Genomic DNA, 18,527 nt, shown 5'->3' with positions numbered 1-18,527 from the left:
ACGATGCTCGCAGCGACCGGGACGGTCTGGTCCGCCGCCCTCGTCCTGCTGGCCGGCTCCTTCGCCGTGGTGAGCGGGATCAACGACGGCGGGGCTCTGCTCTCGCCGGGACTGCGGATCCCGAGCCTGTCCACGCTGTTCTCGTTCTGCGTGCTGGTCGCCGCCACGACCGCCGGCCCCGTGCTGTTCGGCACCCGGGTGGCGGCGACGTTCCTCGGCCGCCTGGTGCGGTTCGGCCCCGACGCCTCCGGCCGCGCCGCGCTGACGGTCGGGGTCGCGGTGGCCCTGGCCGTGGTGCTGCTGCTGTCGCTGCGCGGACTGCCGACGTCGCTGACGCTGGCCGTCGTCGGCGGTCTCACCGGCGCCGGGCTCGGCTGGGGACTGCCGGTGCCGGTCGCGTCGGTCGGCACCGTGCTGCTCGCCGCGGCGCTCGCACCGGTCGTCAGCTCCCTGATCGCGTGGCTGGTGACGCGCTCGCTGCGGCTGGCCGGACCGCGCCGGTCGCCGGCCGCCGCGGCCGTGGGACGGACCCATCGCGTCGCGTTTCCGTTGCAGTGCCTGGCCTACGGCGCGAACGACGGCCAGAAGATGGTGGCGCTGTGCGCGGTGGCCGCCGGCGGCGCCGCGACGGGCTCGGTGCCGTTCGGCGTCAGCGCGCTGGTGTGCTGCGGCGTGCTGTTCGGCCTCGGAGCACTGCTCGGCCTGCCGCGGGCGGCGGCGTCGCTGGGGTCGGGCATCGTGCCGCTGCGGCCGCTGGACACGGTGACCGCCGAGCTCGCCGCGGCCGTGGCGGTGCTCGGCAGCGCGGCACTCGGATTCCCGGTCTCGATGACGCAGTCGGTCGCCGGCGGGCTGTTCGGGACGGGGCTCGGCACCGGGGCGCGCCGCGTGCGATGGCGGCAGGCGGGGCGGATCGGGGCGGCGTGGATGGTGACGTTGCCGCTGAGCGCCGGGATGGCGGCGGTATTGGCTGCAGGTGTGAAGGAGCTCGTGTGAGGACCCGCATAGCCACCACGCTGCGTTCCATCAGCGGACGCGCGGACGCCGACCTGATCAGGGCCCTGCGAGCCCAGGTGGCGGTGGCGGCGGAGGGCGCGGAGCTCACGGCGGCGCTCCTGGACGGCACGACCGGCAGGGAGGCGGCGCGCGCCCGGATGGAGGCGGTCGAGCACGACGGCGACGACCGGCGGGCGGCCCTGCTGGCGGTCCTGGCCGCGACGCTCTCGCCGCCGGTGGACCGCGAGGACCTGAACCGGGTGTCGCGGTCGATCGACGACGTGCTGGACACCCTCCGCGACTTCGTGCGCGAAGCGGACCTGTACCAGGTCACCGACGTGAGCCGGTACCGCGGTCTCGCGGCGTTGGTCTCGGCCGGCATCCGGACGCTGGACGAGGCGGTGGCGGCGTTGGGCCCGGGCCGCGATCTGCGCGCCGCGACGCTGGCCGCGCGCAAGGCGGCCGGAGCGGTGGTGCGGGCGTACCAGTACGAGCTGGCGACGCTGCTGACCGGCGGCACGCCGGAGCGCGACGCCGCCGAGGCGATGAAGGCTCGGGAGCTGTACCGACGGCTCGGGGATGTGGGGCTGCGGCTGGGCGACGCGGCGGACGGGCTGGCCGACGGGGCGATGAAGCGGGGACGGTGAAGGTTTCTTACAGGATCGCCGCGATCGGTGGTGACAAGCTCCTGAGACCTCGATACTCGTCCGCATGAAAATGCCCCCGAACGCTGTCCTGGCCGCGGTCGCGGTGTCGGCGACGGCGGTCGCCGTCGGTGTGGCGGTCGCGGTGCCGAGCCCCGGCGACCACGCCGCGAAGGGCGCGGTCGCCGCGTCGAGCCCGCTGCTCGGCACCGTCTCGACGAGCCCCGGTGGCGCCTCCTCGGCGAGTCAGCCGGCCGACACGGCTCCCGCTACTACCCCGGCCAGCGCCTCGGGCAGTCCGTCGGCGACAACGGCGAGCACGCCGGTTCCCAAGCCGAGCGGGAGCAACATTCCGGGTCGTCCGTCGGCGACCTCGACCGGGCCGCATCCGTCCTCGGCCGCGACCTCCACCGCCACGCCGTCGTCCGGCACCGGCCTGGACGACCCGCGCAAGAAGGAGATCGCGATGGAGCTGGTCTCCAGCGCGGAGAACTCCAGCCTGGACTGGCGCGCGCAGTACAAGTACATCGAGGACATCAAGGACGGCCGCGGCTACACCGGCGGCCTCATCGGCTTCTGTTCCGGCACCGGGGACATGCTGGAACTCGTGCAGCACTACACAGCGCTGAAGCCGAACAACGTGCTGGCCAAGTATCTCAACGCGCTGAAGGCGGACAACGGCAGCGACACCCACGACGGCCTGGACCCGAACTTCACCTCGGACTGGAAGGCCGCGGCCGCAGACCCGCTGTTCCAGCAGGCGCAGAACGACGAGCGCGACCGCACGTACTTCAACCCGGCGGTGAGTCAGGCCAAGGCCGACGGTCTGGGCGCCCTGGGCCAGTTCATCTACTACGACGCCCTGGTGATGCACGGCCCGGGCTCGGACTCGCTGAGCTTCGGCGGCATCCGGGCCGCGACGCTGCGCAAGGCCAAGCCGCCGTCCCAGGGCGGGGACGAGGTCGCCTACCTGAACGCGTTCCTCGACGCCCGCATCGTCGCGATGAAGGCCGATCCCAGCCACCAGGACACCAGCCGCATCGACACCGAGCAGCGGGTGTTCGTGAAGAACCGCAACCTGGCGTTGGCCACGCCCTTGCACTGGTCGGTGTATGGGGACGCCTACACGATCGACTAGGCCCTGCGCGGACGTATCAGCTCCAGTGCCCCGGCCGCGCCATCCCCGCCGGGATCTTCGTCCCCTGATCCCCCAGCGCCGCGTTCAGCTGAGCCTGCGTCACGAACACCGCGCCGGTGAGGTCGGCGCCGCACAGAACAGCGTCCCGCAAGTCCGCACCGATCAGGTCCGCCTTGCGCAGATCGGCGCCCGTCAGGTCGGCGCCGATCAGGTACGCGCCCCGCAGGTCCGCGCCTCGCAGGTCGGCGTTGCGCAACCGCGCGCCGATGAGGTCGGCGCCGCGGCGGTCCTTCTTCCGGCCGCCGCCGACGCCAGCGCGGACCAGGGCGCTGACTTCCGCGAGCAGTTCGCTGACCCCGGCGCGGTGCGCCGCCACGTCCAGCGCCAGAAGTTCCTCGGCCGGCAACCGGGTCAGGCGCTCGGTCTCGTCGGCCGACCATCCGAGTTCGGTCTTCAACGCCGAGGCGCCGGCCAGCGTCTCGGCCTCGGCCAGGTACCACAGCATCTCGTGCAGCTGGCGCATCACCGGCAGGGCCGCGAACATCTGCCGGGCGCGGTCCGGGGTGCCGGTGCGCCACGAGACGCCGCCGAACGTCTGCTGGGACAGCTTCTGTCCGGCGCCGAAGCAGTCGTAGACGGTGCAGCCCTGGAAGCCACGGCCGCGAAGGCCGGTGTGGATGGAGCAGCGGTCGTCGGATGCCAGGTGGGGACACGGCGTCCCGGCGGACTTGTCGATGGCGAAGTCGCGGGACGCCGTGAACGTCAGCCCCACACAGCACAGCGCGAAGCAGTCGGCGCAGTCGGCCCGCAGGTCGGGGCGGTTCATGGGGTCCTTGCTAGAGCCGGCCCATGACCTGGGAGGCGATGAGCTCCAGGTGGTCCAGGTCGGACAGGTCGAGGATCTGCAGGTACAGGCGCTGGGCGCCGATGGCGGCGTAGCGGCCGATCTTCTCCACCACCTCCGCCGGCGTGCCGGCCAGGCCGTTCTCGCGCAGCTCGGCGGGCTCGCGGCCGATGGCCTCGGCGCGGCGGGCGAACTCGGCCTCGTCGCGGCCGACGCAGGCCACCAGGGCGGCGGAGTAGGTCATCGAGTCGGGGTGGCGGCCGTTGGCCGACACGGCTTCGCGGACGGTGCCGAACAGGCGCTCGCTGTCGTCGAAGGGACGGAACGAGGTGTTGAACTCGCTCGCGTACTGCGCGGCCAGGCGCGGGGTGCGCTTCGGACCGCCGCCGCCGATGATGATCGGCGGGTGCGGGCTGGTCGCCGGCTTCGGCAGCGCCGGGGAGTCGGCGAGGCTGTAGTGCTCGCCCTTGAAGCTGAACGTCTCGCCGTCCGGGGTGTTCCACAGCCCGGTGACGATCTGCAGCTGCTCCTCCAGGAGGTCGAACCGCTTGTCCGGGAACGGGATCCCGTACGCGGTGTGCTCCTCGCCGAACCAGCCCGTGCCCAGCCCCAGCTCCACGCGGCCGGGGCCGGCCATCGCGTCGACCTGCGCCACCGAGATGGCGAGCGGCCCGGGCAGCCGGAAGGTGACCGGGGTCACGAGCGTGCCGAGCTTGATGCGCTTGGTCTCCCGGGCGAGGCCGGCCAGGGTGATCCAGGCGTCGGTGGGACCGGGCAGGCCGGTGACGCTCCCCATCTTCAGGTAGTGGTCGGACCGGAAGAAGGCGTCGAAGCCCAGGTCCTCCGTGGCCTTCGCGACGGCCAGGAGCGTGTCGTAGCTGGCGCCCTGCTGCGGCTCGGTGAAGATGCGCAAGTCCATGACCCAATTGTGGCCCATGCGGGCCGAGGGTGGTGGACGGCGGGTCCGGCTGGGAGGTCGGCACGGCGTCCACGACCGGTACGACGAACGGGCCCGACACCGCACGGACCATCGCCACCTCCCGGGCGAAGCGCTCCCGGAACTGCGGCTCGTCCCTCGTTCCGGCCACTCGCACACTGTCGGCCGGGCCGGCGTGCGGCAGGATGACGGTATGCGCACCCCCTACGTCAACAGCCGCCTGGCCCCGATGGGCACCACCATCTTCGCCGAGATGTCGGCACTGGCCGCCGCGACCGGCTCGATCAACCTGGGGCAGGGCTTCCCGGACACCGACGGGCCGGAGGAGGTCAAGCAGGCGGCGGCGGAGGCGGTGCTGGCGGGCCGCGGGAACCAGTACCCGCCGGGACCCGGGATCCCGGAGTTGCGGACGGCGGTGGCCGAGCACCAGAAGCGCTTCTACGGCCTGGACTTCGACCCGGACTCCGAGGTGCTGGTGACCGCCGGCGCCACCGAGGCCATCGCGGCGGCCCTGCTGGCCCTGTTGGAGCCGGGCGACGAGGTCGTGGCCTTCGAGCCCTACTACGACTCCTACGCGGCGTGCATCGCGATGGCCGGCGGCGTCCGCGTGCCGGTCACCCTGCGGCCGCCGGGTTTCCGCCCGGATCTGGACGCGCTGCGCGCCGCCGTCACCGATCGCACGAGGCTGCTGCTGCTCAACACCCCGCACAACCCCACCGGGATGGTGCTCACCCGGGCCGAGTCCGAGGCGGTCGCCGAGCTGGCGCGGGAGCGGGACCTGCTGGTGGTGACCGACGAGGTGTACGAACACCTGACGTTCGGCGCCGAGCACATCCCCCTGGCCACGCTGCCGGGGATGCGCGAGCGGACGGTGACGATCGGCTCGGCCGGGAAGACGTTCTCCTTCACCGGCTGGAAGATCGGCTGGGTGACGGCGCCACCGGCGCTGGTGTCGGCGGTCCGCAGCGCCAAGCAGTTCCTCACCTACGTCTCCGGCGGGCCGTTCCAGTACGCCGCGGCAACGGCACTCGCTCTGCCGGACGAGTACTTCACGACGCTGCGCACGGACCTGCGGCGCAAGCGCGACCTGCTGACGGCCGGGCTGGCCGCGGCCGGGTTCGAGGTGTTCCGCCCGGACGGGACGTACTTCGTCACGACGGATATCAGCGGCCTGAGCGAGGAGGACGGGATGGCCTTCTGCCGCGCGCTGCCTGAACGCTGCGGCGTCGTCGCGATCCCGAACCAGGTGTTCTACGACGACACCGCGGCGGCCCGGAGCCTGGTGCGGTTCGCGTTCTGCAAGAAGGACGAGGTGCTCGCCGAGGCCGTGCAGCGGCTGGGACGGCTGCACATGGGCTGAGAAGTCAGTTCGCTGTCAGCGATCCCAGGCAGAGCGGTCCCGAAAAGCGCCTATGGTCACCGCATGACCGACTACTCCCCCGCCTTCGAGTCCTACGAGCGCCTGGTCCCCCTCGACCCGTCGGCGACGCCGGTGGCGGTCCTCGTCGCCGGGGTTCCGGGTACCGGCAAGAGCACCCTGGCGGAGGGCCTGGCCAGGCACCTGCGCGCGCCGGTCTTCTCCATGGACTGGCAGCTCGGGGCGCTCACCCCGTTCCGGGTGTTCACCGACGAGAACGTCGACCCGCTCGCCGAGATGGTCGTGATCGCTCCGCTCGCGCGGCAACTGCAACTGGGCCTGGACGTGGTGCTGGACCTGACCGGTCATCAGGCGGCGGCGCGGGAGCGGTATCGGCGGGTCGCCGAGAACCTGGGGGCGCGCCTGGTGGGCGTGGAGTGCGTCTGCTCGGACACGATGGCGCACCGGGCCCGGGTGGCGGGCCGGGACCGTGGGATCCCCGGATGGCATCCGACTGTGCCGTGGGAACACGTGCTGCGGATGAAGGGTCTGTGGGAGCCGTGGACGGAGCCGCATCTGCTGTTGGACTCCGCCAAGCAGGATCCTGAGGCGATGTTGGCGCAGGTGGTGGAGGAAGTGGCCGCCAGCCGGGCCGCACGGGCCGGCGCGGGGCACTAGCCGCCGGAACCGACGAACTTCCGTGCTTCCTCGGCCAGCTCGTGCCAGTCGAGGTCGCTGTCCGGGTCCAGCATGAGCCACTCGCGCATCTCGACGCCGTTCTTGCGGGGGGCGAACCGGTCGCCGTGGCCTTGCTCCACGAGGAGGTCGACCCGGTCGGCGGGCAGCTTCAGCACGAGACGATCCTGACTCACCATCGAGAACAGCTTGCCGTCGACCTTCAGCCCGCCGCGCCCGAAACCCCGCGCTCCCGGTTCGGCGCCGGGGCAGGTCACGCCGTCCACGCCGAGATAGCACGTCACCAACTCGGCGAACCGCTCTTTGGCAGCGCTCATGGCCCCAGGCTAAACGACCCCGCCCGCGACGGCTCGTCGTGCCATGATCGCGAGCGTGGACTTCTCCGAATGGATGGATTACAACGCCGCGCAGACCGCGCGCGAGGTGCGGCCCTTGTTGCTGGACGCGCTGACCGCCGCCGGGCCCGGAGCGGGGCGGCAGGCCGTGGACCTCGGCTGCGGCCTGGGCCGGGAGAGCGACGCGCTGCTGCGCGCCGGATGGCGGGTGCACGCCGTCGACTTCGCCCCGAACACCGAGGAGAACCTGCACGCCACGACTCGCGAGCAGGACCGCGAGCGGCTCACGGTCGAGGTCCGGAGCTTCGCGGACTTGGCGGGGCTTCCGGACGCCGACCTGGTGTACGCGGGCTTTTCGATCCCTTACATACCGCGTGACGTGTTCGACCGTCTGATCGGCGTGGTGCGGACGGCCGTGCGTCCCGGCGGCCTGTTCGCCGCGAACCTGCTCGGCGTGAACGACGGCTATCGCGCCGAGCACGGCGAGGAGTTCACCTTCCTGGACGAGGACGAGGTCCGCAGCCTGCTGTTCCCAGGCTGGGACCTCGTCCGCCTCGACATCGAGGACTATGACGGGAGGGCTTACTCAGGGCCGCATCACTGGCACCTGTTCCACCTCGTCGCGCGCCGGCCTTAGAGCTTGATGACCTGGCCGGGGAAGATCAGGTTCGGGTTCGAGATCCGGCCCTTGTTCAGCTGGTACAGGTTCTGCCAGCCCCCGGCGACGTGGTGGGTGACCGCGATCTGCGACAGCGTGTCGCCGCTCTTGATGGTGTAGGTCTCACCGGTCGGCTGCGCGGCCGGAGCCGGGGTGCTCGGCTGGGACGGGGCCTTCGGGGCCTGGATCTTGGGCGCCTGGGCCTTCGGGGTCTGGGCCTTCGGAGCCTGGACGGCCGGCTTGGGCTGCGCCTGCGCCGGGGCGGGGTTCACGTCCGCCGCGGCCCCGCCCGCGCTCAGCCCGGCGCGCGCTCCGCACACCGGCCACGCGCCCGGACCCTGCATCCGCAGCAGGTTCTCGGCGACGGCGATCTGCTGGTCCTTGGTCGCCAGGTCGGCGCGCGCCGCGTACTTACCGCCGCCGGCGCCCAGCCAGGAGCTGGTCGAGAACTGCAGGCCGCCGTAGTAGCCGTTGCCGGTGTTGATGGCCCAGTTGCCGCCGCTCTCGCACGCCGCGACGCGGTCCCAGGTGGAGACGCTCGCCGCGCTCGCGGACGTGGCCGTCACGGCCGGCAGCACGACCGCGGCGCCGGCCACGGCGGCCACGACGATGCCGGCCTTCTTGCGGGGGGACAGCTTGAACTGCTTGGACTGCATCTGGGGACGCGCACTCTCTCCGCCACGCCGACGGTCACTCCTGGGCGGTGACCGTGTTCCTGTCCTCCAACGGGGTCGGGACCGAGGTGCTCGCCGCCGGGGACAGGAGTCGGCGTGCCGGCCGGCGAGGCCCCGCATCGCGACGGGGCCCCTGCACGGTAAGCACAACCCTGAGCAAATCACAAGAACGATGACATGTAGTTGATATAAGGCCAACGTGTCGTGACGCTTCCGGGCGATCTCCCCACTCAGAGTCCCGGCATCACTCCACCCTGCGACGATGCCCCTTCTCCTGATGCGGCATCTTCTGCACCGTCGGCGGCACCGGCGCGGGCAGGGTCGCGACCTCGTCCAGCTCCTTCTGGTACAGCGCGGCGGTGTCCGGCAGTGACGGGAAGCGCGGGTCGAACTTGTTCAGACGCAGCGTGCCCGTCAGGTCACCGACGGTGCGGCGCCGCCACTCGCTGATGTTCGTCTCCCGCACGCCGAAGCGCCGTTCCAGGAACCGCAGCGTCGAAGTGTGGTCGAAGGTCTCCGAGCACACGTAGCCGCCGGCGCTCCACGGCGAGACGATCAGCGTCGGCACCCGGAATCCCAGCCCGGAGGGCCCGGCGATGCCGGCGCACTCGGCGGGCAGCGGGTTCACCGTGATCCACTCCCCCGGCGTCCCGGCCGGGGCGGTGGGCGGCGGGACGTGGTCGAACAGGCCGTCGTTCTCGTCGTAGGTGATGATCAGCACGGTCTTGCGCCACACCTCCGGGTGCTGCCCCAGGGCGTCCAGGACGTCCCAGATGTACTGCGCTCCGGCCGCGGGCAGCGCCGGCGGGTGCTCGCTGGCCTCCGGCAGCCCGATCGAGGGCAGGTACTGCGAGTTCAGCCAGCTGACGGCGGGCAGCTCGCCGTTGGCGATGTCGTCGGCGATGGCCTTCGGCGGCCGCGGCTGCATGCCGTTGATCCACAGCGGGGAGCTCTGCGGCGCCTCCCGGAACTGCTTGAACCAGCCCAGGTCCGAGCCGTTGGTGTTGGCCACGTAGTAGCGCCAGCTGATGCCGGCGGCCTCCAGGCGCTCGGCGTAGGTGGTCCAGCGGAACGGCTCCGGGATCGAGTTGCTCACCACCGGGCCGCCGGCCAGACCGTCCGGGTCGTTGGTGCCGCTGATCGCGAACAGCCGGTTGGCGTGCGTGGGGCCGAAGGCCGAGCAGAAGTAGCGGTCGCAGACCGTGAAGGCGTCGGCCAGCGCGTAGTGGAACGGGATGTCCTCGCGGGTGTGGTAGCCCATCGACCACGGGCCGTGGTCCACGGTGCGGTGCGCGGCCATCCAGCCGTCCATCGCGCCGTGGTTCCACGACGTGTGCTGGCCGTACCAGCTGTGGTCGGTGCTGGGATACTTGGCGCCGCTGGTCGTGGTGGTGTCGACGCGGAACGGCAGGGTGTAGCCGTCGGGGTTGGCGGGGTCCGGCTGGTGGAAGACCGAGCGGCCGGACGGCAGGCGGACCGCGTCCCGGTCGTCGAACCCGGCGACCCCGGACAGCGTTCCGAAGTAGTGGTCGAAACTCCGGTTCTCCTGCATCAGGATCATGACGTGCTCGATCTGGTCGAGCGAGTGCAGCCGGTCGTCGGGGCCGGAGGCGGCCATCGCCCTCGTCAACGAGGGCGGCAGCAGCGACAGCGCCGAGGCGGCGGCGCCGGTGGTGAGGAGGCGGCGGCGGGTCACGGACATGCCAGTTCTCCCATCTATGGCAGCGCATTGAGATGGCGTCCCCCTCGAACATAACCGCGGACGGTGGATTCGGGGAGAACACCGCGCTGCCACTGTGTGCCCGGCGTCCTCCCCGCCGGGGCCGACGTCAGTTCGTTGATGCCTGTTCCCGTGATGCCGACCGGCCTTTACCGGGACTTTAGGTGCCAAGTCTTGGATCCGGGGAGGGGTCCTCCGTACCGTGCGGTAGCGTGGCGGACGCACGTTGCACGTACGCATTTCAACAATGGGGGTAACACCATGTCCACCTCGCGTGGCATACGCACGACCGTCGGCGTGGCCCTGGCCGCGTCGGCTTTCCTGCTCGCGGGCTGCTCCTCGTCAGGCAGCGTCGGCGGCACCTCGGCCAAGGGCGGCGGCGACAAGACCTCGAGCGCCCCGGCGGGCGACAAGTCGTCCTCGAAGTCCTCGGACAGCGACTCCTCGGGCGGTTCGACGCCTTCGTCGGACTCGTCCTCCTCGTCGGACTCGTCCTCCGGGGGCGACAGCCTCGGAGGCGCCTTCGACGACCCAGGCTGCAAGGCCGCCATGGACGCCGCGTCCAACGCGCTGAACGGCCTGAACCCGGGCGACCCGGCCAGCGGCAAGAAGATGCTCCAGGACATCGCGGCCAAGATGCACGACGCCGCCGGCAAGTCGAAGAAGCCGGACGCGGCCTCCGCGATCAACAAGCTCGGCGACGACTACGCGAAGATCGCGAACTCGCTGGGCAGCGGCACGCCGGACATGTCCTCGCTCCGGACCGACGCCACCGCGATGGGCACCGCCTGCGCCGGCTGACATCGCCTCACCGCACCACGCACCACCAAGCACCACCGACGGCCCGGCCGGGTTTCCCCGGCCGGGCCGTCCGGCGTTCACTCACTCCTTCCCGAGAACGGGAGAGCCATCGCTCACCGGCTCAGAAGCATCCGTGGACGTCGCTCAGAAGCACCCGTGGATGTCGCTCGTCGACGAGGCCACGACCGTGTCCAGCAGCCCGGGCACGACGACGTGCACCGCGTTGACGGTCAGCACGTGGTCGGTCGCGGTGTCGGTGTGGACCTGCTCGTTCAGGATCAGCTTCACGCCGAGCACGTTCACGGTGGTGTTCGGGCCCGGGTGCACGCTCACCGGGACGGCGATGCCGCCGACGGTGATGGACGCGACCGTCGCGTCACCCGTGCCGCCACCGCACTCGGTGTGCGAGGTCGAGGTCACGGCGCCGATCTGGATCGCCGGGAGGCCCAGCACGCCGATGCCGACGTGCTGCACCGACGCGTTCGCCGTCGAGGAGTTCGGGCTGATCGCGGTGGACACGTCCGCGCAGAGCGTGGCCGCGTTGATCAGGCCGCTGATGGTGGCCACGCACGGCGGGTTGCTGGTACCGGGCACCGTGGTCGACACCGGGCCGGCCAGCGGGGTCGGCGTGATCCCGACCAGGCCCGAGGACGACAGGCCGAAGGCCTTGCCGGTCATCGTGGTGAAGGCGACACCGCCGCTGAGGGACGCGGACGCCGGGACGTAGTACGCGTCGCCCGCGAAGACCGCGGTGGCCGGGACGGTGGCCGCGTTCGGCTGGTTCACCGAGGGCAGGGTGCAGGAGGCGTCGCCCGACGCGTCGGTCGTGCCGGTGCAGCTCTGCGCCGAGGCGCCGCTGCCGAGGGTGAAGGTGACGGTGCGGCCGGCGATCGGGGTGGCGCCGTCCTCCTTCAGGCTGCCGGACAGCGTGTAGGGCCGGCCGTTCGCGGCGTGCGCGCTGCCGGTGTAGACGATCGTGGTCTCCTCACGGGTGACCACGAAGGTCCCGGTGGCGCCGGCCGGATCGTCGGTCGCCGAGCCGGCGTAGGACGCCGCCAGGGGGTAGGACCCGGCCGCCTCCCCCGGGGTGAGGGAACAGGACACCGATCCGTTGGCCGCGGTGGTGCCGGTGCAGGTCTCGGCGCCGTTCAGGGTGAACGTCACCGAGGCGCCGGCGATCGGGCCCGCGCTGTCGGTCAGCGTGCCGGACACCGTAGCCGGGTCGTTGTAGTCGCCGGTGGCCGAGGCGCCGTCGATGGTGAGGGTGGGGGTGCGCTTGACCCAGACCACTTTCACGGTATTCGAGGTGATGGTGCCCGCCGGGTTCGTCGTGAAGGAACCCACCACATCGGTACCGGTGACCGCACCGGAGTAGCTGAAGCTCGCGTTCCCGTTGACATCGGTCACGGCGCTGCCGGTGGCACCGGCGTTCGGGCCGCCGGCGACGGCGAAGTCGATCTTCGCACCCTGCAGCGGGTCGCCGCAGCTGTTGGCCAGCTTCGCGGTCACCTTCGCCGAGCTGCCGACCGCGTCGGTCTGGGTGGCCGGGGACAGGGCCAGCGTCGACCCCGGGCACGGCACGCTGCCCGCCGGAGCCCACTGCTGCGACTCGTTGCCCATACCGCAGCTGGCGCCGTCGACACCCTTGGTGTTCAGGATCTGGCCGCTGTCGGTCACGCTGCCGGGCTGGCCGTCGACGGAGAACTCGACGACCGGAGTGACGCCGGACTGGTCGCAGTGCCCTGACCAGTTGGCACCGTTCGGCCCGACGTCCGAGGTGTCGAAGCTGCCGTCCGCCGGGCACCCGCCGGACGGGCCGCTGATGGTCTGGGTGTCGATCAGGGACTGGCCCGGATCCAGCGGGACGTTCTTGTTCCAGAGATCGAAGGTGCAGGTGCCGAAGTGCACCTTCACGTAGTCGACGTGCACCTGGATACCGGTGTTGTTGATGAAGCGGATCGCACCGCCGTCGAAGCTGCACGATCCGGTGCAGCCGTTGAAGACCACACCCGGCGAGCCGTTCCACGGCGTCGGGAAGTTCGCGGGGTTGGCCCGCAGGTCGTCCGCATAGCCGAGCTCCACGGCGACGTTCGCCGCGGCCCGCGCCTTGCCGGCCGGCCCTAAGGCCACCGCGGAGAGCGCGAGCACCACCATTCCGAGGAACGCCAGCGCCCGGCGCATACTGTTCGAACTTACTGACATCGCACACCCTTCTGAACCCGGGACGGGACCATCGCGCGACGCTGCCGCGCGCGGGAGTGAAATTATTCGAGCTCTGATTCACTGTCTCGCTGGCGCGCCACGGGTGTCGGGTGGCGCGTCGCACCGGTTCGACGCCAGGTCGGCATGCATATATGCGTGCCGCGACACTCCTTCGGACCCGCAGTCGGGATGCGCGGCGTGGACGTCACCCGCCGTGGTGAAGGGTGGGCGCCTCAGCGCGGTGCGGGCGTCAGCACCGCCTCCGACAGGCCCAGCCGCTCGGCGAGCACGACGCGTCCGGCCGGGGTGACGAGGACCGCGCGGGTGCTGCCGACGCGGGTGATCCAGCCCGCCTCCAGCGCGTGCCCGCACAGCGCCGCACCGACCGTGCCGGCCAGGTGCGGGCGGCGCTCGGTCCAGTCCAGGCACGGCCGCAGGGCCGGGCGCCTGACCGTGGACGGGACCTCGATCGCCAGCTCGGAGAGCCAGCGCTCACCGGAGGGCGTGAGCCGCAGGCCGTGCTCCCAGTCGACGAGCTCACGCTCGGTCATCGCGTCTGCGATCGCCACGCCGACCCGGCCGGCGAGGTGGTCGTAGCAGGTGCGGGCGTGCTCCAGCGCCCGGCGCCGGCTGTCGGCGGACAGGGTGCGCGGCGGCGTGGCGGGCCGGGGCGGCGCCACCGCGGCCAGGTTCTCGATCAGCTCGGCGACCTGCTGGTCGGCCAGACGGACGTACCGGTGCCGACCCTGCCGCTCCTCGGTCAGCAGCCCGCCGGCCACCAACGCGTTCAAGTGCTCGGTCGCGGTGGACGGTGCGACGCCGGCCGAGCGGGCCAGTTCGGTCGGCGTCCAGGCGCGGCCGTCGAGCAGCGCCAGACAGAACGAGGCACGGGTACCGTCGGCGAGCAGACGGGCGACCGCGGCCAGACCCGGGCCTTCGTGGTCGGCGGCGGCGGGGGCGGAAGCCGCGGCGTGGGCCGCGGCACGGGGACGACGGACTGCGGTGCTCATAGCGCGATTATCGCCCGGTGATCCTTCGGCCGCCGCCGAAGCGTCGGCCGCCTACGGTCGCGGCATGAGCAGCACGATCCCCATCAGACCGTCCATCCTGTACTTCGGAACCCCGGTGGTCCTGCTGACCACGGAGAACGACGACGGCTCGCCCAACCTCGCCCCGATGTCGTCGGCGTGGGCGCTGGGCCAGACGATCGTCTTGGGCCTCGGCAAGGACGGCCAGACCGGCCACAACCTGTCGCGGCGCCCGGAACTGGTCGTCAACGTACCGGGGCCGCACCTGTGGCGGCAGGTGGAGAGGCTCGCCGGCGTGACCGGACGGCACCCGGTGCCGGAGACGAAACCGGCCGGGTGCCGGTACGTGGCCGACAAGTTCGGCGAGGCCGGGCTGACGCCGCGGGCGTCGGAGGCGGTGCGGCCGCCGCGGGTCGCGGAGTGTGGGTTGCAGTTCGAGGCGCGCGCGGCGCGGGTGCAGCCGGACTCCGCCAAGGACTTCCTGATCGTCGAGGCCGAGGTGCTGAAGGTGCATGCGGACCCGGCGATCGTGGTGCCGGGGACGGATCACGTCGAGCCGGGGGCCTGGGAGCCGCTGATCTACAACTTCCGGCACTACTTCGGGCTCAGCGAGGAGCTGGGGTTCTCGTATCGGAGTCAGACGCCGCGGTGAGGCGCCGTCAGCATATGGTGACGACCGGCCGCGAGCCGCTGCTGCCCTGGGGAGCCCGGCGGGCCCGGCGCCGCGCCGCCATGGCGACGCCGCCGCAGGGTGCTGGCGCGCGGGCCTGCTACGAGGCGTCGCTGCGACTCGCGTTGGGGCGACGCGATCGCGTCCACTCGACGGCGCATCTCGCCCTGGCGGCCGCGTGCCTGGATCCCGGCGTCGCGTGGCTGCTCGACCACCTCGGCGTCGATCGCAGAGCCCTGCTCGCCGACCTCGCGGCGACCTTCCCCGCACGGCGGAAAGGGCACCCTCGGCGCCGCGCGGACATCCTGCGGAGATATCAGCGGCGCACCGGCCGCGCCGCGGTCGACGGGGCGGCACTGGCCGGGCTGATGGCGCCGGAGCGGTGACACCCCGGCCCTGACGTCGCGTCTCAGGGGTCGTATCCCTCATCGGCGAGGTCTACCTGGGGTTTCTCATCTGACGTTCCGTTATATTACTCGTCAGTAGACCGTGACTTCTCACGCCGGCGGTAGTAGAACAAGTTCTCAAAATCCGCCCCGTGTGAGGAGCGTCACATGAGCGCAACATCAAGGCAAGGGCCCGGAAGACGGAGCCTGTCACGGCGGGGTTTCCTGGCGGGAACAGGTTCTGTGGTGGGCGCCGCGGCCCTGGGGGGCTTCTCGGCCTCCCGGGCCGCCGCCGCCTCGCGGTACAGCACCCCGATCGGCAACGGCGCGCACGCGCAGGCGCTGGTCATCGGCACCGGGTACGGAGGATCGGTCGCGGCGCTGCGGCTGGCCCAGGCCGGTGTCAGCGTCGAGATGATCGAGATGGGCATGGCGTGGGACACGCCGGGTTCGGACGGGAAGATCTTCTGCACCCTGACCAGCCCGGACTACCGGTCGTACTGGCTGCGCACGCAGACCAAGGCGCCGCTGAACTACTTCCTCGGCTTCCCGATCGACCGCAGCATCCCGAAGTACACCGGCATCCTCGACGCGGAGGACTTCGCCGGGATCACGGTCTACCAGGGGCGCGGCATCGGCGGCGGGTCACTGGTCAACGGCGGGATGGCGGTGACGCCGAAGCGGGAGAACTTCAGCTACATCCTGCCGTCGGTGAACGCCGACGAGATGTACAACACCTACTACCCGCGCGCCAACGCCGGGCTCGGGGTCGGCCTCGTGGACCCGACGTGGTTCGACAACACGGCCTGGTACCAGTTCGCGCGCGTGGGCCGGAAGCAGGCGGGGCGTTCGGGGTTCCCGTTCGTGTTCGTTCCGGACGTGTACGACTGGAACTACATGCAGCAGGAGGACGCGGGGACGGTGCCGAAGTCGGCGCTCGGCCAGGAGCTGCTGTACGGCAACAACTACGGGAAGAAGTCACTGCAGAAGACGTACATACCCGCCGCGCTGGCGACGGGGAAGGTCAACATCTCGCCGCTGCACAAGGTGACGTCGGTCAGCCCGGCACCCGGCGGCGGATACATGGTGCTGATGGACCAGCTGGACACGTCGGGGAACGTGGTGACGAGCAAGCAGGTCACCGCGGACAAGGTGTTCTTCGCGGCCGGGAGCGTCGGGACCAGCAAGCTGCTGGTGCGGCTGCGGGACACCGGTCAGCTGCCGAACCTGAACGCGGCCGTCGGACAGGGCTGGGGCGACAACGGGAACATCATGGTGGGCCGCGCCAACCAGATCTGGGACCCGACGGGGGCGAAGCAGTCGACGGTGCCGTGCGGCGGGATCGACAACTGGACGGCCGGGGGCGCGTTCGCCGAGGTCGCGCCGATCCCGACGGGGATCGAGACCTGGGCGTCGCTGTACCTGGCGATCACGAAGAACCCGCACCGCGCGCAGTTCACGTGGAACGCCGCCACGCAGACGGTGGACCTGAACTGGCAGCAGGCGTGGAAGCAGGACGGGATCACGATGGCGAAGAGCATCTTCGACCGGATCAACTCGACGGAGGGGACGATCTACCGGACGGACCTTTTCGGGGTCTACAAGATCTGGAACGACACGTTGACCTATCACCCGCTGGGTGGGGCGGTGCTCGGCCAGGCGACGGACGACTACGGGCGGCTGGCCGGGTATCAGGGGTTGTACGTGATCGACGGCGCGCTGATCCCGGGCAACACGACGGTGAACCCGTTCGTGACGATCACGGCGTTGGCGGAGCGGAACATCGAGAACATCATCGCCAACGGGGGCTGACGGCCGGGGCCGAAGCGGGCTGGTGCGAGGTCGGAGCACGATCGAAGTGAGGCAGAGCTGATGATCCCCACGGTGGTCTGGGGCACCGGCAATGTCGGGCGCGCGGCGATCCGGGCGGTCGCCGCGTGTTCGGGGTTGGTGCTGAAGGCAGTGATAGTGAGCAATCCGGAGAAGGTGGGAAGGGACGCCGGGGAACTGGCCGGCCTCAAGGACGGGCCATGGGGCGTGGCGGCGACCGACGACGTCGACGCGGCGCTGAGCGGGGCGCGGGCCGTCGTGTACGCGGCGTCCGGCGAGATCCGGCCGCAGGAGGCGCTGGACGACGTCAACCGCGCCATCCGGGCCGGCGCGGTGGTCGTGACGCCGTCGTTGTACGCGTTCTACGATCCGCGCAGCGCACCGGCCGAGCAGCGGGAGCAGGTCCTGGCGGCGGTGGCCGAGGGCGGCGGGTCGCTGTTCGTGTCGGGAATCGATCCGGGGTGGGGCAACGATGTGCTGCCGCTGCTGATGACCGGACTGGGGACCGAGATCGAAGCGGTGCGCTGTCAGGAGATCTTCGACTACTCGACCTACGACCAGGAGGATTCGGTCCGGTACCTGGTCGGCATGGGGCAGCCGATGGACTATGAGCCCCCGATGACGGCGCCGACCGTGCCGACGATGGTGTGGGGCGGGCAGATCCGGCTGATGGCGCGGGCGCTCGGCGTCGAGGTGTCGGAGATCCGGGAGCACGTCGAGCGGGCGGCGCTGACGGAATCCGTGGAGACCGAGACGATGGGCCGCTTCGAGGGAAAGACCCAGGGTGGCGTGCGTTTCGAGGTGCGGGGGATCGTCGACGGCGTCGCGCGGATCGTCATCGAGCACGTGACCCGGATCCATCCGTCGGTGGCCCCGGAATGGCCCCAGGCGCCGGACGGAGTGGGGGCGCACCGCGTGGTGATCGAGGGGCGTCCGCGGATCGAGGTCACCGTCGAGGCGGCCGACGAGGACGGCAACCGTTCGGCGGGCGGCAACGCCACCGCGGTCGGACGGCTGGTGAACGCGATCGGCTGGCTGGCCGGCCGCGAGCCGGGGATCTACGACGCGCTGGACGTGCCACTACGCCCGGCGGCGGGGCTGTGGGGAGGCGCGACGCAGTGATCATCGACATTCCGGAGGGCAAGGAGCCGATCGGATACGTGTGGGGCGAGATGGTCCCCGGTATCGGCCCCGCGGCCGCGACGTTCTCCATGGCGGTCTACGAGCACACGACCCTGGGACTGCGCGAGTTCGAGGCGGCGAGGCTGCGGATCGCGCAGATCAACGGGTGCTTGTTCTGTCTGGACTGGCGGACCGACCGCGACGGGGTGAAGGTCGAGGAGGGGTTCGACGAGGCCGTCGCCGAGTGGCGGACCACGGACGCCTTCGACGAGCGGACGCGGTTGGCAGCCGAGTACGCCGAGCGGTACGCCGTGAGCCACCATGAGCTGGACGGCGAGTTCTGGGAGCGGATGCTGGCGCATTACTCGCAGAAGGAAGTGGTCGAGCTGACCATGTGCCTGGGGTCGTGGCTGGCGTTCGGGCGGTTGAACCGGGTGCTGGAGATCGACGCGGCTTGTGTTCTGCCTGGACGGTGACGGCGGAATCGCG

At 71.2% G+C, this 18,527-nt stretch carries 19 protein-coding genes; 12 read left to right on the top strand and 7 right to left on the bottom strand.

Annotated features, from left to right (window positions below):
- The first annotated feature begins 3 nt into the window (after positions 1-3).
- The 3 genes from ABD466_RS33385 (at position 4) to ABD466_RS33375 (ending at position 2,778) form a co-directional block, all read left to right on the top strand.
- The gene (locus ABD466_RS33385) at positions 4-996 is read left to right on the top strand and encodes an inorganic phosphate transporter (RefSeq protein ID WP_344661220.1); all 993 of its coding nucleotides are present in this window, start codon (positions 4-6) and stop codon (positions 994-996) included.
- Positions 993-1,643 carry a DUF47 domain-containing protein gene (locus ABD466_RS33380; protein WP_344661219.1) on the top strand — a complete coding sequence of 217 codons (651 nt, stop codon included), beginning with the start codon at positions 993-995 and terminating at the stop codon, positions 1,641-1,643. The genes ABD466_RS33385 and ABD466_RS33380 overlap by 4 nt, the downstream gene beginning before the upstream one ends.
- 64 nt (positions 1,644-1,707) lie before the next feature.
- Positions 1,708-2,778 carry a chitosanase gene (locus ABD466_RS33375; RefSeq protein WP_344661218.1) on the top strand — a complete coding sequence of 357 codons (1,071 nt, stop codon included), beginning with the start codon at positions 1,708-1,710 and terminating at the stop codon, positions 2,776-2,778.
- A gap of 16 nt (positions 2,779-2,794) precedes the next feature.
- Here ABD466_RS33375 and ABD466_RS33370 read toward each other — a convergent pair whose 3' ends face one another.
- Both ABD466_RS33370 and ABD466_RS33365 read right to left on the bottom strand, forming a co-directional pair.
- Entirely contained in the window at positions 2,795-3,604 is an 810-nt protein-coding gene (locus tag ABD466_RS33370; RefSeq protein WP_344661217.1) for a pentapeptide repeat-containing protein, read from the bottom strand.
- A 10-nt stretch (positions 3,605-3,614) separates the two neighbouring features.
- The gene (locus tag ABD466_RS33365) at positions 3,615-4,541 is read right to left on the bottom strand and encodes an LLM class F420-dependent oxidoreductase (protein ID WP_344661216.1); all 927 of its coding nucleotides are present in this window, start codon (positions 4,539-4,541) and stop codon (positions 3,615-3,617) included.
- 211 nt (positions 4,542-4,752) lie between these two features.
- Here ABD466_RS33365 and ABD466_RS33360 point away from each other — a divergent pair, with 211 nt between their 5' ends.
- A complete protein-coding gene (locus tag ABD466_RS33360; protein WP_344661215.1) occupies positions 4,753-5,919 on the top strand; it encodes a pyridoxal phosphate-dependent aminotransferase in 1,167 nt (388 codons plus the stop codon).
- 63 nt (positions 5,920-5,982) lie between these two features.
- Complete coding sequence (locus tag ABD466_RS33355; protein WP_344661214.1) at positions 5,983-6,594, top strand: P-loop nucleotide/nucleoside kinase family protein; 612 nt, start codon at positions 5,983-5,985, stop codon at positions 6,592-6,594.
- Here ABD466_RS33355 and ABD466_RS33350 read toward each other — a convergent pair.
- On the bottom strand, positions 6,591-6,929 hold the full coding sequence (locus ABD466_RS33350) for a hypothetical protein (protein ID WP_344661213.1): 339 nt from the start codon (positions 6,927-6,929) through the stop codon (positions 6,591-6,593). The two genes, ABD466_RS33355 and ABD466_RS33350, sit on opposite strands and share 4 nt — an antisense overlap.
- Before the next feature lie 55 nt (positions 6,930-6,984).
- Between ABD466_RS33350 and ABD466_RS33345 the strand changes: the two genes are divergently transcribed.
- On the top strand, positions 6,985-7,584 hold the full coding sequence (locus ABD466_RS33345) for a class I SAM-dependent methyltransferase (protein WP_344661212.1): 600 nt from the start codon (positions 6,985-6,987) through the stop codon (positions 7,582-7,584).
- Here the strand turns inward: ABD466_RS33345 and ABD466_RS33340 are convergent.
- Together ABD466_RS33340 and ABD466_RS33335 are read right to left on the bottom strand one after the other, a co-directional pair.
- Entirely contained in the window at positions 7,581-8,261 is a 681-nt protein-coding gene (locus ABD466_RS33340) for a transglycosylase family protein (protein ID WP_344661211.1), read from the bottom strand. The genes ABD466_RS33345 and ABD466_RS33340 overlap by 4 nt on opposite strands.
- Positions 8,262-8,523: 262 nt before the next feature.
- Positions 8,524-9,981, bottom strand: coding sequence for an alkaline phosphatase family protein (locus ABD466_RS33335; RefSeq protein WP_344661210.1), 1,458 nt, complete (start codon positions 9,979-9,981; stop codon positions 8,524-8,526).
- Between the two features lie 279 nt (positions 9,982-10,260).
- Here ABD466_RS33335 and ABD466_RS33330 point away from each other — a divergent pair, with 279 nt between their 5' ends.
- Complete coding sequence (locus ABD466_RS33330) at positions 10,261-10,800, top strand: hypothetical protein (protein WP_344661209.1); 540 nt, start codon at positions 10,261-10,263, stop codon at positions 10,798-10,800.
- A gap of 144 nt (positions 10,801-10,944) precedes the next feature.
- Here the strand turns inward: ABD466_RS33330 and ABD466_RS33325 are convergent, their stop codons facing one another.
- Together ABD466_RS33325 and ABD466_RS33320 are read right to left on the bottom strand one after the other, a co-directional pair.
- Entirely contained in the window at positions 10,945-13,002 is a 2,058-nt protein-coding gene (locus ABD466_RS33325; RefSeq protein WP_344661208.1) for a choice-of-anchor P family protein, read from the bottom strand.
- A 233-nt stretch (positions 13,003-13,235) separates the two neighbouring features.
- On the bottom strand, positions 13,236-14,012 hold the full coding sequence (locus tag ABD466_RS33320; RefSeq protein WP_344661207.1) for an ArsR/SmtB family transcription factor: 777 nt from the start codon (positions 14,010-14,012) through the stop codon (positions 13,236-13,238).
- 64 nt (positions 14,013-14,076) lie between these two features.
- On the opposite strand from ABD466_RS33320, the gene ABD466_RS33315 reads away from it, so the two are divergent.
- The 5 genes from ABD466_RS33315 (at position 14,077) to ABD466_RS33295 (ending at position 18,514) form a co-directional block, all read left to right on the top strand.
- On the top strand, positions 14,077-14,682 hold the full coding sequence (locus ABD466_RS33315; protein WP_344661206.1) for a flavin reductase family protein: 606 nt from the start codon (positions 14,077-14,079) through the stop codon (positions 14,680-14,682).
- A gap of 14 nt (positions 14,683-14,696) precedes the next feature.
- Positions 14,697-15,086 (top strand): hypothetical protein, encoded by a 390-nt coding sequence (locus tag ABD466_RS33310; RefSeq protein ID WP_344661205.1) that lies wholly within the window; start codon positions 14,697-14,699, stop codon positions 15,084-15,086.
- A gap of 168 nt (positions 15,087-15,254) precedes the next feature.
- Positions 15,255-16,898 (top strand): GMC oxidoreductase, encoded by a 1,644-nt coding sequence (locus tag ABD466_RS33305; protein ID WP_344661204.1) that lies wholly within the window; start codon positions 15,255-15,257, stop codon positions 16,896-16,898.
- 60 nt (positions 16,899-16,958) lie between these two features.
- Entirely contained in the window at positions 16,959-18,038 is a 1,080-nt protein-coding gene (locus tag ABD466_RS33300) for an NAD(P)H-dependent amine dehydrogenase family protein (RefSeq protein ID WP_344661203.1), read from the top strand.
- On the top strand, positions 18,035-18,514 hold the full coding sequence (locus ABD466_RS33295; protein ID WP_344661202.1) for a carboxymuconolactone decarboxylase family protein: 480 nt from the start codon (positions 18,035-18,037) through the stop codon (positions 18,512-18,514). The genes ABD466_RS33300 and ABD466_RS33295 overlap by 4 nt, the downstream gene beginning before the upstream one ends.
- The last annotated feature ends 13 nt before the right edge of the window (positions 18,515-18,527 follow it).

Origin of the sequence: Catenulispora subtropica, assembly GCF_039531675.1 — a bacterium.
GTDB classification, from domain to species: domain Bacteria; phylum Actinomycetota; class Actinomycetes; order Streptomycetales; family Catenulisporaceae; genus Catenulispora; species Catenulispora subtropica.
This window is presented reverse-complemented; position numbering and strand designations above follow the sequence as displayed.

Excerpts from the sequence above, each read along its gene's own strand:
- ABD466_RS33385 (WP_344661220.1), top strand. The coding sequence starts at position 4 with ATGCTCGCAGCGACCGGGACGGTCTGGTCCGCCGCCCTCGTCCTGCTG.
- ABD466_RS33375 (WP_344661218.1), top strand. The coding sequence starts at position 1,708 with ATGAAAATGCCCCCGAACGCTGTCCTGGCCGCGGTCGCGGTGTCGGCG.
- ABD466_RS33370 (WP_344661217.1), bottom strand. The coding sequence starts at position 3,604 with ATGAACCGCCCCGACCTGCGGGCCGACTGCGCCGACTGCTTCGCGCTG.
- ABD466_RS33365 (WP_344661216.1), bottom strand. The coding sequence starts at position 4,541 with ATGGACTTGCGCATCTTCACCGAGCCGCAGCAGGGCGCCAGCTACGAC.
- ABD466_RS33360 (WP_344661215.1), top strand. The coding sequence starts at position 4,753 with ATGCGCACCCCCTACGTCAACAGCCGCCTGGCCCCGATGGGCACCACC.
- ABD466_RS33355 (WP_344661214.1), top strand. The coding sequence starts at position 5,983 with ATGACCGACTACTCCCCCGCCTTCGAGTCCTACGAGCGCCTGGTCCCC.
- ABD466_RS33350 (WP_344661213.1), bottom strand. The coding sequence starts at position 6,929 with ATGAGCGCTGCCAAAGAGCGGTTCGCCGAGTTGGTGACGTGCTATCTC.
- ABD466_RS33340 (WP_344661211.1), bottom strand. The coding sequence starts at position 8,261 with ATGCAGTCCAAGCAGTTCAAGCTGTCCCCCCGCAAGAAGGCCGGCATC.
- ABD466_RS33335 (WP_344661210.1), bottom strand. The coding sequence starts at position 9,981 with ATGTCCGTGACCCGCCGCCGCCTCCTCACCACCGGCGCCGCCGCCTCG.
- ABD466_RS33330 (WP_344661209.1), top strand. The coding sequence starts at position 10,261 with ATGTCCACCTCGCGTGGCATACGCACGACCGTCGGCGTGGCCCTGGCC.
- ABD466_RS33325 (WP_344661208.1), bottom strand. The coding sequence starts at position 13,002 with ATGTCAGTAAGTTCGAACAGTATGCGCCGGGCGCTGGCGTTCCTCGGA.
- ABD466_RS33320 (WP_344661207.1), bottom strand. The coding sequence starts at position 14,012 with ATGAGCACCGCAGTCCGTCGTCCCCGTGCCGCGGCCCACGCCGCGGCT.
- ABD466_RS33315 (WP_344661206.1), top strand. The coding sequence starts at position 14,077 with ATGAGCAGCACGATCCCCATCAGACCGTCCATCCTGTACTTCGGAACC.
- ABD466_RS33310 (WP_344661205.1), top strand. The coding sequence starts at position 14,697 with ATGGTGACGACCGGCCGCGAGCCGCTGCTGCCCTGGGGAGCCCGGCGG.
- ABD466_RS33305 (WP_344661204.1), top strand. The coding sequence starts at position 15,255 with ATGAGCGCAACATCAAGGCAAGGGCCCGGAAGACGGAGCCTGTCACGG.
- ABD466_RS33300 (WP_344661203.1), top strand. The coding sequence starts at position 16,959 with ATGATCCCCACGGTGGTCTGGGGCACCGGCAATGTCGGGCGCGCGGCG.